The organism is Psychrobacter sp. Sarcosine-02u-2, assembly GCF_002836335.1.
Lineage (GTDB): Bacteria > Pseudomonadota > Gammaproteobacteria > Pseudomonadales > Moraxellaceae > Psychrobacter > Psychrobacter faecalis.
The window spans coordinates 1-12,611 of record NZ_PJBX01000151.1 but is presented as its reverse complement, the minus strand read 5'-3'; the positions used below and the strand labels follow the sequence as shown (position 1 = coordinate 12,611).

Genomic DNA, 12,611 nt, shown 5'->3' with positions numbered 1-12,611 from the left:
CGTTAATAAGGCTGACTGTCAATGCATTTATAAATAGGAAGTTGTGATTTTATTTGTAATGGATAAAGTTCATGCTAAAAAGTAGAAGGTGTCCCGTCCTGCTCATCAGTTGTTAAGCCATTGCATTTCAACACTTCGTAACCTATACAATGAAGAGTCATCAAGAATTGACTTCAATACTATCGACCAGTTATGTGAGTTTTTGGATGTACAGGTGGGTGACTTATTTATTTATAAGCCAAATAATAAAGATGATGAAGAGTCTTGAGGAACTACAAAGTTGAAAGAGATTCTCAGATGAATAAGTGGCAGAGCCTTATATATATGACGTTCCAAGGCCTGCAATTAAGGTTGGGGTTATTTTTTATATTTACTTTTCCACGTTTTGGTCACGGTGCTGATTTTTGAGCTTTTAATATGTTAGATAAACTTAGCAATTAGACTGAATAGCTAATAATAGAAAACCCTGTAGCCCTTAAAAATCGGACAAAAAAAAGCCTCACTGTTAAGTGAGGCTTTTTAAGTATTTGGAGCGGGAAAAGAGATTCGAACTCTCGACCCCAACCTTGGCAAGGTTATGCTCTACCACTGAGCTATTCCCGCTAATTATCAATTAACTATCGTCAGTTGATGATGGCGTATTATACGCAGTTTTATTTATCTGTCAACACCTATCACGAAAAAAAGTAAAAGTTAGCAAAACAGGCATGTCATCTAGCCATAATTTTATGTTATAACAGTTTATTATAATATGTATTCCAAAAGCTTTGTATGGAAGAAATAAGCTGGTGTGCATTTTATAAGAAATGTCATTCTTATTGATAGTCATCAATATTTATAATTTTAAGCATTAAGGATAAAAAATGAGTCAACAATATACCATCGCGGATTATTTATTCGATCGTATCGCTGAAGCGGGTGCGACTGAAATCTTTGGCGTGCCCGGTGATTTTAATTTAACGTTTTTAGATAATATTATTGCGTCTGATAAGTTGCGCTGGGTCGGCAATACCAATGAGCTAAATGCTGGCTATGCTGCTGATGGCTACGCACGTGAGCGTGGTTTTGCTGCTATGGTGACGACCTTTGGCGTGGGTGAGCTGTCGGCGATTAATGCTACTGCAGGCTCTTTTGCCGAGTACGCACCCGTATTGCATGTAGTCGGTGCGCCAAGTACCGCCCTGCAAGATTCAAAACGCCGGATTCACCATACCTTGGGTGATGGCGTTTTTAATCATTTTATTAAAATGGTGGAACCTGTCACCGTGGCACGCGCGCAAATCACGCCTGATAACGCTGCCTCTGAGATTGATCGTGTGATTCGAGTTATTCTGAAAAAGCATCGTCCCGGTTATTTGTTATTATCACCAGATGTGGCAAAAATGCCGATTTATCCGCCAACGACCAAGCTTGATGACAGCCAAGAAGATATCACCAGCCAAGCCGCGTTGGCAGACTTTAAGCAAGCACTCATAGAGTTTTTACCTAATAAAACCACCACACTGATGGCAGATTTGATGGTGCATCGTTTGGGATTACAAAATCAGCTAAAGGCTTTAATTGCTGATACCGATATTCCTTATACCACGCTATCATGGGGCAAAACCTTGCTTGATGAAAACAGCGAGCGTTGGGCGGGTACTTATGCAGGTGTGGCATCGCGTCCTGTGGTTAAAGACGCGGTAGAAAATTGCGAATGCTTAATTAAAATTGGCGTGCAATATACCGACACAACCACCGCAGGTTTTAGCCAAAATATTGATGAAAAAGTTGTGGTTGATTTGCATTATGAGCGGGCATCTATCAGCGGTCAAAACTTTGCACCGATTGCGCTCAAAGATGCGCTGCAAACCCTGCATGAAGTCATGACCTCAGGCGTTAATATCGTACCGAAGCAGTTTTGCAAAGAGATGCAGCCGCATGAGCAAAACGGCAAGGATGACGAGCCGATTCGCCAAGATGACTTGTGGCATATCATCGCCGATGCGCTTGATGATAAAAACCTCGTATTTTCTGACCAAGGCACGGCGTATTTTGGTATCAGTGATGTGCGGCTGCCAGAAGGGGTGACGTCTTATGGGCAACCAATGTGGGGCTCAATCGGCTATACCTTGCCAGCGAGTTTGGGTGGCGCTATTGCCTCACCGCATAAGCGTAGTATCTTATTGATTGGTGACGGCTCGGCTTTATTAACCATTCAAGAAATCGCGTTAATGATTAAAGAGCGCATCAATCCGGTTATTGTCCTGATTAATAACGATGGCTATACCGTTGAGCGAGCGATTCATGGTGAAAATCAGCGCTATAATGACATTCCTAAGTGCGACTGGCAAATGATGCCAAAAGCCTTTGGCGCGACAGAAGAAAACAGCTTAATCCTTAAAGCAGAAACCGCTGGCGAACTAAAAGCAGCGCTCCAGAAAGCAGCGGCCACCAAAGATAAACTGGTGATGTTAGAAGTGATGACAGATAAACACGATATCCCGCCATTATTGGCTGATATCAGTGCTGCCCTTAAACCAAAATAGCCTAAGTAATATAATTTTATAATTTGCATGAGTATTTATCATTTACCATTAATAATGATTAAGCATTTATAAAAACACTGAGCACTTATAAAACAGAAAAGTCCTATTTGGCATTATGCTAAATAGGACTTTTTTAGTATTTTCAGGCGAAGGTTTATAGCGGCGCTAAAAGCCTTTATGATTGAACGATATAAATGGGTAGTCATTGATAGTTTTTATATGAATTGCAGGCTTGCGACGCTTAACACAAACTACCGTTAGGATTCTATGTTATACAATAGAGTAGGCTTTTATAGATTGGGTTTTTAAAGTTAGACAGTTAAGAAAACTACAATAAGACTGTTTAATTTAGAGCATTTCAATTTGAAGCTTTTGCAACAAGTACGCTAGAAAAGCTAAAGGACACACTTACATAATAATGATTAAAAATAGGGCTTAAAAAAGATGGATACCTTAAATATCCTGTATTTCGTAGGAGCAGTTTTAATTTTTGTCAGTATCATGGCAAGTACCTTGTCGGCGCGTTTGGGCGTGCCGCTATTATTGTTGTTTTTAGTCGTGGGCATGCTCGCCGGTGAAGAAGGTATCTTGGGTATTGAGTTCTCTCAATATGGTCTTGCTAACTTTGTCGGGCAGGCGGCGCTGGCTTGTATTTTGTTAGATGGTGGACTGCGCACCTCCTTTAAATCTTTTCGAGTGGGGCTAAGACCTGCTATTACTCTTGCCACGTGGGGAGTGCTGGCAACGGTCATGATACTGGGCGTCTTTGTCACGTGGCTACTCGATGTCGATTGGCGCTTTGGGCTATTGATGGCAGCTATTGTCGGTTCGACCGATGCGGCAGCGGTATTTTCATTGCTGCGTAATGGCGGGGTTAAACTTAACGACCGCGTACAAGCGACGTTGGAGCTTGAATCTGGTGCCAACGATCCACTAGCCATTTTATTAGTCACCGGATTGATTGCGCTAAATGTCGACCCTGAGGGACAAACGGTACTGGGCTTTATAGGCTTGCTATTACAGCAGCTGAGCTTCGGCCTCGGTATGGGTTTATTATTTGGTTATTTATTGGCAAGGCTATTACCGAAGATACATTTGGCAGAAGGCATGTATGCCATTTTGATATTGTCGGCGGGCTTGGCAGTATTTGCGGCGACCAATTTAATCGGTGGTAGTGGGTTTTTGGCAGTTTATCTGGCTGGCGTGCTGATAGGCAACCATAAAGTGCGCTCAACCGAGCATGTCATGCGCGTGATGGACAGCTTTGCTTGGTTATCGCAAGCCGTCTTATTTGTGGTCCTGGGTCTGTTGGTGACGCCATCAAACGTCATTAATGTTTGGTATTACTCGGTTGCGATTGCCGCCTTTATGATTTTGATTGCTCGTCCTATCGCGGTCTATAGCAGCGTAAAACCCTTTAAATTTAAAGACCGAGAAATCGGTTTTATTTCTTGGGTTGGTTTGCGCGGTGCCGTGCCGATTACCCTTGCTATTTTGCCTGTAATGGCGGGTATTGACGGCGCCTTTATGCTGTTTGATATTGCCTTTGGCGTGGTGGTTTTATCCTTGATTTTGCAAGGCACCACCATTCCCTTTATGGCGGATTTATTTAAAGTACGCATTCCTAATAATAAAGACCCCGAAGAAAAGCATGAAGTTTGGGTATCGGATAAGGCGAGCATTACTTTATATCAGTTTCAAGTAAAATCTGGGGCGTTTGCGATTGGACGTCATCCAAAAAGCATTTCTAACCACGTTAACCCTGATGAAATTAGTGTGTTTGCCTTGGTACGCGGGCAGCAGATTGTCATTGTCGACGAAGATACTAAGCTGAAATTTGGTGATAGCGTGTGGTATGCGATGCGCGGCAATCATGCCAGCCAAATTGCGCGGATTTTTAATGACACCACCTTAGACCGCAAAGCTATCGATGATTTTTATGGCGATTGGCTCCTATCACCGAGTGTTAAGTTGGGCGATTTGCCATTTTTTACTGGTGTTATGACCTCTGAGTCTTTGGTCGATAAGCTTAAGTCCAAACCAGAAGATAACGAAAAAAATATGTGGCAGCAAACGGTTGCTGAATACGTCAAAGGTAACCTAGATATGGCGCCGGTATCGGGCGATACAGTGGCGATTAATGATGAATGGTCACTGGTCATCAAAGAAGTCGATGATAAAGGCAAACTTAGAACGATTGGTTTAAAACGTGAAGAGCTACCAAAAGCAGGGTAGCTGTTTATCGTTATTTTTTGCCATGACTGTTTATCGTTATCCTTTATTATTATCCATTAAATGCTTGTCACTCTATAAAAGCCCAGTCATTTGCTGTAAAAAATCAGCGACGTGTTTATGCAGATTTTCTCGATAGGCCCAATGATGCTTGACCTCGTAGCTTGCCTCATTGGGCAATAGTATTTTCATCATTCCTTTTTCTTCATAGCGCTTGGCCAAATCATTTGGCAAGTAGCCGACGTGATGACCCGCCAAGATCAGCTGCGCAGTCGCCTCCATATGGTACGTGGTGGCGCTTAACGTTTTTGGACGGACGTGGTTGATACTTAGATCAGTAATATAACCCCGTTTTATCCAAGGATAATTTTGTTCCAAATCCTCAAAGGTTAAACCAGCTGACTTATCAAATAACTGATGCTCACGGCCGCAGCAGACGACTTGCTTTTCGATAAATGCTGGCTTGAAGGTTAGTAGGGGCGGGAAGCTGCCAAAATATCCCACGCCAATATCACTTTCATTGCTAAGTAACTTATCAAGCATACTCTCAGGGCTTTGCACATCGATAGAAAAATGTATCAGTGGGTTTTGACGATAACTCGCAGCCAAGCACTGACGCAAGACATCATAAAAAATCGTTGGCATCTGATCGATAAGACATAATCGAATATGACCGCCGCGTACTGAATCTAGCTGCCGAATATAGTGTAGTTGATGTTGAAAGCTGGCCACTGCCTCATTAAAGCTTAAGCACGCCTCGTAAACTGCTGCGCCGTCTTCGGTGAGCTTAAAACCCGCGCGCCCGCGATGACAAAGCGTCATACCCAAACGATCTTCTAAATGGGTTAAATGACCGCTGATGACAGACGGGGTGACATTTAAGCGTGACTGCGCGGCGGTCACTCCTTGGCATTCTACGATGGCCATAAAGCTGCGCAAGGTCTTGATATCAATTTTTATCAATTCATCTAGCATTAAAGGTCATGTTCCCATATCTATTATCTTAATCTGTCTTAACCAGATTTTTTATAAAACTTCTACAAATAACGAATAAATCAAAGTTACTACGAAAAACCAGAAGTTTACTTCTGAATTTTACCATGGTCTCGCCTCTGATATTTAGGTATTGTCAGAGCTATAGAAAAAACGGCATAGACAAAAAGTAATATAGACAAATTGTCTGTTTTGACCAATCGATACAAGGATGTAAGTGATGAAATTTAACCAACCACTAAGTGGCAACGACATGCCAAGATTTGGCGGCTTCGCTTCTATGATGCGCCTACCAACCCAAGCCGATGCTGAAGGGCTAGATGTAGCATTCGTTGGGGTGCCTTTAGATATTGGCGCCTCAAACCGTAGCGGTGCAAGATTGGGTCCGAGACAGATTCGCGATGAATCACGCATGATTCGCCCTTATAATGTCGCCACTCGTGCCGCGCCTTTTGAATCTTTACAAGTCGCTGACATTGGCGATGTGCCTATCAATACTTTCAACCTGCTAAAAAGTGTCGATATTATTGAGAAATTCTATACCGATAAAATCCTTAGCCATGGCGCTATTCCTTTAACGTTAGGCGGTGATCATACGATTGCCTTGCCTATTTTGCGCGCGCTCGCCAAAAAATATGGCCCTGTTGGGATGGTACATATCGATGCCCATGCCGATATTAATGATGAGATGTTTGGCGAGCAAATCGCCCATGGTACGCCGTTCCGCCGAGCTGTCGAAGAGAACCTTATCGATGGCAATCGCGTCGTTCAGATTGGTCTGCGTGGCACGGGTTATAGCGCCGAAGAGTTTGATTGGTCAACCGAGCAAGGCTTTCGCGTCGTGCCTGCTGAGGAGTGCTGGTATAAATCATTGACACCACTCATGGCAGAAGTGCGCGAAAAATTAGGCGACGGCCCTGTCTATTTAAGTTTCGATATCGATGGCATTGATCCGGCGTTTGCACCGGGTACGGGAACCGCTGAAATCGGTGGATTAACGTCAACACAAGCCATTGAAATCATTCGCGGTATGCGCGGACTGGATGTAGTTGGTGGCGATTTAGTAGAAGTGTCACCGCCGTATGACCCGTTTGGCAATACTTCGGTACTAGCCGCGAACCTGCTATTTGAAATGCTATGTATCCTACCGGGCGTGCGCTATGACGATAAGGTCAAAGCCATTTATTGAGCACAATTTATACACTCAAACTGCCTTTTATAAGGAATTAAAGGTCAGTTTGGGTTTAGCTTGGATTTGATACTGAACGACTTATTTACTTGCTATTGAATTTTTTTAGGATGATTAACTCATGACGCACTCTCTGCAAACGCCTTTTTTATCGCCAAATTCTCCGCCAACTGCCTCATCTTTGACTTGCGGTGAGCTGCTCGTCCAGTGGTTAGAGTATTATGGGGTGGAGACGGTATTTGGTATTCCGGGCGTACATACGGTCGAGCTATATCGTGGCCTGCCGAATACCAATATTCGCCACGTGACGCCACGTCACGAGCAAGGTGCTGGCTTTATGGCCGATGGTTATTATCGCGCGTCTGGCAAAGTGGGGGTTTGTTTTATCATCACTGGTCCCGGCATGACTAATATCATGACGGCGATGGCGCAAGCGTTAGCGGATTCTATACCGATGCTGGTGATATCTAGTGTCAATAAAGTGCAGCATACCGGCAGCGGTGAAGGGCACTTACATGAATTGCACGACCAGCAAGGTATGGTAAGTAAGGTTGCGCTCATGAGTAAAACCGTCTGGCAGCCTGAGTCGTTACCGAAAGTCATAGCTGAAGCTTTTGCGTTATTTAATGGCGCGCGTCCGGGACCGGTGCATATCCAGCTGCCCATTGATGTGATTACCGCCGATGCCAGTCATGTCGTCAAGCCGCCTAAACTAAATAAGCTAGACACTTCTCTCAACAGCCAATCTACTAATAATATTTTGGCGCAATTACAAGCAAACAAACCGCTACCTCATCCTGCGCAATTAGATTTGATTGTTGAAACCTTAAAAACGGCAAAAAATCCAGTCTTACTTTATGGTGGTGGCTGCGTGGATGTTAATCATGACGCGCAAAAACTGGCAGAACTTATCGATGCGCCAACATTTTTGACCATCAATGCTAAAGGTTTGTTGCCGCCTGCGCATCCGCTGAGTTTGGGTAGCAATCAGTCATTGGATGTTGGTCGCGCCGTGATTAGCGAGGCCGACTTGGTCTTAGCGATAGGGACGGAGCTTGGTGAGACTGATTATGACGTCTTCTTTAATGGTGGGTTCCAAATCAATGGCACGCTGATTCGAATTGACTGTGATGCTCAGCAATTACAGCGTCCGTTTAGAGCGGATATTGCGCTATTGTCGGATGCGCAAATGGCCATTAGTGGTCTATGTACGCGCTTAGAAAATCAACCGCTGCATCATCAAGCAGCACCGCGAGTAGCAAAGGTAAAGCAAGCGTTGATAGAAGAAATGACGCCAGATTTTGCTGGTCAAAACGCGCTACTACAGCTGATTCGAGATGAGGTGGAAGACGTTATCTTCGTTGGCGATTCAACCCAGCCTGTTTATAGCGGCAATCTTGGCTTTGAAGCGTTAACTACGCGTCGATGGTTTAACTCATCGACGGGCTTTGGCACCTTAGGTTATGGTTTGCCCGCTGCGATTGGTGCCATGATTGGCTCAAAAGCGCCCGTTATTAGCCTGATTGGTGATGGCGGTATTCAATTTACCATTGCCGAATTAATCTGTGCCGCTGAGCTTGAGCTACCATTAATTGTGCTGTTATGGAACAACCAAGGTTACGGTGAGATTCGCCGCTATATGCAAGAGGGCGGCTTGCCTTTGATTGGGGTCAATATTAAAACCCCGAACTTTGAGCCGTTAGCCGCAGGATTTGGCGCCGGTTATCGTCGAATCACAGATAAGCAGCAGCTGCTCGAGGCATTAAAAGAAGACATCAAAGGCAAACAACCAATTATTTATGAAGTCGATGAAGCCGATAAATTTCTTCTTGAAATGGGTAAAGGTTTTACCTGCTTTAGCTAAAGCGTAATTGCTACTAAAAATAACTTATAAAACGTTATCTCACTATTTGCGCAATGCGCTCAGTCTATGGATAGATTGGGCAGCCAAAAAAAATTGGCGCTCGTCGCCTATCAAGGAGGATTGAATGACGAACTATATCGATAAATCCCAGCAGCCAATCTTAGGCAACAATACCATCGTTTCAGGCACGCCGGAAGGGCTACATTGGCGTGCCTCCATGTGGAAGTTTTTGCTATTTTCAGCACTGGGTATTGCGCTGTTTATTATTCCCTTTCAGTGGGATGGCAAAGTCACCATTTTATTGGGCGTATTAACCGATACCTTGCAAGCAGTGCTGGGCAGTTATGTGGTTTACGCGGTATTGGCAATTGTGACGACCTCCTTTATTGGGGCGCTGGCCGTTAAGGTATTAAGACCCAATCTGCATGAAGGCTCTATGTGGGCAAAGCTTTTTGATGTCGATTGGTTTTGGCTTGGCGCGCGCTTTTTGGGCGTGCTGTTTGCGTGGATGATTTATTTACAAGTCGGCCCTGAATTTATCATCAATCGTAATACCGGCGGCGTGATTTTTGAAGACCTGATTCCTATCCTTATTCCTTTGTTCTTTTTTGCCATTTTATCCTTACCATTTCTGACTGATTTCGGTTTGATGGAGTTTTTGGGTACTTTATCTAGTAAAGTGTTCGTTAAATTATTTAGATTGCCGGGTCGCTCTGCGGTCGATGCCATGTCCTCTTGGTTTGGCGCCGCCTCTATTGGTCTGCTGGTGACCATGCAAGAGTATGATAAAAGCTACTATAGTCAGCGTGAAGCGGCAATTATTGCCACCACCTTTTCGGTGACGTCCATCGCCTTTACCTATGTCGTTGCCAAAACCATCGGCGTCGATAACAACTTTGTTTTCTTTTATCTGACCATTGCTGCAACTGGTTTTATCGCCGCGATTATTATGCCGCGTATACCGCCGCTGTCATTAAAACCTGACACTTATCATTCTGGCAAAAGTATGCTCGATGAAGAAATCCCTACTGAGTATTCTACTTACCAATGGGCGATCAATCGTGCCGTCACGCGCGCGCATTCTATGCCAAGCTTAGGGAAAGTGTTTAAGCATAGCCTAAAGAACTTATTTGATATTTATTTTGGCTTAATTCCAGTGATTTTTGCTATTGGCGTCATTGGTCTTGGTTTGGCAGAATACACGCCGGTATTTAATTGGCTCTCTGCGCCGCTCGTGCCATTACTTGAATTATTGCAAATTCCAGAGGCAGCAGAGGCGGCACCGGCGATGATTATGGGCTTTGCCGATATGTACTTGCCAGCCTTGGTTGGTAAAAGTATCGAGAGTGAAATGACGCGTTTTATCGTTGGTGCAGCTTCTATTACCCAGATTATCTATATGTCTGAGGTAGGCGCGCTGATATTGAAATCAAACATCAAGCTGAACGTCTTAGAGCTGTTTATGATTTTTATCTTGAGGACGCTGATTAGCTTGGTGGTCATTACGTCGGTGGCGCATCTATTGTATTAGTCGTGATTGCAACGCCTCATTTTGGCATTAAAAAAGCAGTGAACAGTTAGCGTAAAGACAACTTTATTAAACAATATAAGGCAACTAGTCATCATGGAAATAACAAATTCTTTATCCTTAACGAGAGCCGCCGCTCAGCAAAGCATGAAAAATGAAGTTAGGTTAAATGCCGCCTACATAGAGGGTGATTGGGTCACGATTGCAGCCTCTGAATCAGTAGATGAGCATGCTTTATATGATCCAAACTCCGGCGAAGTCATTGCAAAAACTCGCTTGTGTCGTAGCGCACAGGTAGACAGCGCCGCTTATGCCGCATCACGCGCTTATGCAACTTGGTCGCAAACCAGCGTCAATGAGCGGGCGCGTTATCTGCAGGCGATTGCAGATACGATGGCGCAGCAGTTTGAGAAGCTGGTTGCGTTGTCGGTATTGAATAATGGTAAGCCGATTGCAGAGGCGAAAATAGACGTGAGCGACGCCATTGATTGTTATCGCTATTATGCCAATCTTATCACCGAGCAGACGACTTGGTCTAAGGTCGAGACAAACGAGTCAAGCATACGCTTATTAAAAACCTATGCGCCCGTTGGTATTTGCGCCCTTATCGTGCCTTGGAACTTTCCGATGGTGACCACCGCCTGGAAACTAGCGCCCGCACTGGCGGCAGGGTGTACCGTTATTCTCAAACCATCAGAGGTGACACTATTACCAGAGTTGATGCTGGGCAATATATTGTCTACTATTAAGCTGCCAAAAGGGGTGGTCAATATCCTACCGGGCGCAGCAGAAGTAGGTGCGGCGATGACCAGCCACCCGTTGATTGACAAAGTGTCTTTTACCGGCAGTAATGTCGTCGGTGAAAAAGTAATGCGCCAAGCAGCAACAGGTATCAAGGATATCAGTCTAGAGCTTGGTGGTAAGTCCGCTATCGTAGTGCGCGCAGATGCTGATATTGATTATGCCTGTGATTTAATCATCGGTGGTATCTTTACCAACGCCGGTCAGATTTGTTCTGCGACCTCAAGATTGCTCGTCCATCAAGACATTGCTCAGTCGTTATTTGCGGCATTAAGAGTAAAAACAGAAACTTTGAAAATTGGCGATGGTTTTGCTGTCGATACGCAAATGGGTCCATTGGTCAGTGCGCAGCAACTTGCGCAAGTCAAAAAGTATATCGATATCGCGGTTGATGAAAATCTTAATTGCCTAACAGGTGGCAAGATACTAGAGCGTCAAGGGTATTTTGTCACGCCGACCATTTATACAGAGGTACCAGTGAGTAGTCGGTTATGGACAGAAGAAGTATTTGGGCCGGTATTGGTCAGTACCACCTTTGCAGACGATGCGTGGGCGGTTGAACTTGCCAATGATAGTAAGTATGCCTTGGCAGCGACTATTGTGAGCGCCAATGAAAGTGCAGCGTTAGAGATGGCGCTACAAATTCAAGCTGGTCATATTTGGGTTAACGAGCAGCAAATTGTAGTACCTGAAGCAGGTTGGGGCGGGTTTAAGCAAAGTGGCATTGGTCGCGAATTGGGTGCTGATGGCTTGTCTGCTTATCAGAAGAGTAAGCACGTTTTGCTACCATTGTAATTGCTGTTTTTATTGCACTGTCAAAAAAACCCCTATATAGATAACTTATACAGGGGATTTTGATTAATGTTTAGTAGATTACCACATCAAATCATCTGGAATAACATAAGCGGCATAAGGGTCATCTTCTGCCAGCTCGACCTCTGACTTGTCATTCGACACCACAATGAAACCTTCGAGCTTGGCGTTGATACGATCAGCTAGTGGACGAGGAAGCAGCGCATAATCGTCTTCTAAGCGTGCAATCACCACATGACCCGCTACGATTTGATCATAGAGCTTTTGGGAGATATAAATCTTTTTAATTTTGCCATTATCAACAAACTGATAAGTGATGTCACCCTGTGTTTCTGTGATTTGATGTTGCCTAATCATTTGGATAACGTTGGCTCTTAGCGTTTTTTCTTCTAAAAGCTGCTGTTTTTCTTGATTGAGCTTTTGGTCTTTTTCTATTTTTTTGGCTTGAGCGTCTGCCAAGGCTTTTTTGGCTTCAAGATTTGATGCGTCACCTGTGCGCTTGGCATGCTGTGACTGTTTGCTGATTTTTTTGGCTTTTTTGCTATCCACCAATCCAGCTTTTAAGAGTTGTTCTTGTAGGGCGTTTTTGGCCATGTCTGTATTACCTAAGTACCTAAGTGAAATTGCCTAGATCCAAAATTATAGTGTTTAAAAAGGTTATGG

At 44.2% G+C, this 12,611-nt stretch carries 9 protein-coding genes and 1 tRNA gene; 7 read left to right on the top strand and 3 right to left on the bottom strand.

The genetic code is table 11. The features are described from left to right. Positions 1-88: 88 nt before the first annotated feature. Complete coding sequence (locus tag CXF58_RS06410; RefSeq protein WP_228706555.1) at positions 89-268, top strand: helix-turn-helix domain-containing protein; 180 nt, start codon at positions 89-91, stop codon at positions 266-268. A 260-nt stretch (positions 269-528) separates the two neighbouring features. Here the strand turns inward: CXF58_RS06410 and CXF58_RS06405 are convergent. After that, positions 529-603 (bottom strand) — tRNA-Gly (locus CXF58_RS06405). A gap of 260 nt (positions 604-863) precedes the next feature. On the opposite strand from CXF58_RS06405, the gene CXF58_RS06400 reads away from it, so the two are divergent. After that, entirely contained in the window at positions 864-2,528 is a 1,665-nt protein-coding gene (locus CXF58_RS06400) for an alpha-keto acid decarboxylase family protein (RefSeq protein WP_102076926.1), read from the top strand. Between the two features lie 444 nt (positions 2,529-2,972). Then, complete coding sequence (locus CXF58_RS06395; RefSeq protein WP_102076925.1) at positions 2,973-4,763, top strand: potassium/proton antiporter; 1,791 nt, start codon at positions 2,973-2,975, stop codon at positions 4,761-4,763. A 72-nt stretch (positions 4,764-4,835) separates the two neighbouring features. Here the strand turns inward: CXF58_RS06395 and CXF58_RS06390 are convergent, their stop codons facing one another. After that, positions 4,836-5,735 carry a LysR family transcriptional regulator gene (locus CXF58_RS06390; protein WP_102076924.1) on the bottom strand — a complete coding sequence of 300 codons (900 nt, stop codon included), beginning with the start codon at positions 5,733-5,735 and terminating at the stop codon, positions 4,836-4,838. A gap of 238 nt (positions 5,736-5,973) precedes the next feature. On the opposite strand from CXF58_RS06390, the gene speB reads away from it, so the two are divergent. The 4 genes from speB to CXF58_RS06370 all read left to right on the top strand — a co-directional run bounded on the left by speB (position 5,974) and on the right by CXF58_RS06370 (position 11,930). Continuing rightward, positions 5,974-6,942 carry an agmatinase gene (speB, locus tag CXF58_RS06385; protein ID WP_102076923.1) on the top strand — a complete coding sequence of 323 codons (969 nt, stop codon included), beginning with the start codon at positions 5,974-5,976 and terminating at the stop codon, positions 6,940-6,942. A 121-nt stretch (positions 6,943-7,063) separates the two neighbouring features. Continuing rightward, positions 7,064-8,806, top strand: coding sequence for a 5-guanidino-2-oxopentanoate decarboxylase (locus CXF58_RS06380; RefSeq protein ID WP_102076922.1), 1,743 nt, complete (start codon positions 7,064-7,066; stop codon positions 8,804-8,806). A 124-nt stretch (positions 8,807-8,930) separates the two neighbouring features. Continuing rightward, complete coding sequence (locus CXF58_RS06375) at positions 8,931-10,337, top strand: YjiH family protein (protein WP_102076921.1); 1,407 nt, start codon at positions 8,931-8,933, stop codon at positions 10,335-10,337. A 93-nt stretch (positions 10,338-10,430) separates the two neighbouring features. Next, complete coding sequence (locus CXF58_RS06370; RefSeq protein WP_228706554.1) at positions 10,431-11,930, top strand: aldehyde dehydrogenase family protein; 1,500 nt, start codon at positions 10,431-10,433, stop codon at positions 11,928-11,930. Positions 11,931-12,008: 78 nt separating this feature from the next. On the opposite strand, the gene CXF58_RS06365 is transcribed toward CXF58_RS06370, so the two are convergent. After that, the gene (locus tag CXF58_RS06365; protein ID WP_102076920.1) at positions 12,009-12,542 is read right to left on the bottom strand and encodes a DUF2058 domain-containing protein; all 534 of its coding nucleotides are present in this window, start codon (positions 12,540-12,542) and stop codon (positions 12,009-12,011) included. Positions 12,543-12,611: the final 69 nt, after the last annotated feature.

Coding starts and splice junctions, on each gene's coding strand:
- CXF58_RS06400 (WP_102076926.1), top strand. CDS start 864: ATGAGTCAACAATATACCATCGCGGATTATTTATTCGATCGTATCGCT.
- CXF58_RS06395 (WP_102076925.1), top strand. CDS start 2,973: ATGGATACCTTAAATATCCTGTATTTCGTAGGAGCAGTTTTAATTTTT.
- CXF58_RS06390 (WP_102076924.1), bottom strand. CDS start 5,735: ATGCTAGATGAATTGATAAAAATTGATATCAAGACCTTGCGCAGCTTT.
- speB (WP_102076923.1), top strand. CDS start 5,974: ATGAAATTTAACCAACCACTAAGTGGCAACGACATGCCAAGATTTGGC.
- CXF58_RS06380 (WP_102076922.1), top strand. CDS start 7,064: ATGACGCACTCTCTGCAAACGCCTTTTTTATCGCCAAATTCTCCGCCA.
- CXF58_RS06375 (WP_102076921.1), top strand. CDS start 8,931: ATGACGAACTATATCGATAAATCCCAGCAGCCAATCTTAGGCAACAAT.
- CXF58_RS06370 (WP_228706554.1), top strand. CDS start 10,431: ATGGAAATAACAAATTCTTTATCCTTAACGAGAGCCGCCGCTCAGCAA.
- CXF58_RS06365 (WP_102076920.1), bottom strand. CDS start 12,542: ATGGCCAAAAACGCCCTACAAGAACAACTCTTAAAAGCTGGATTGGTG.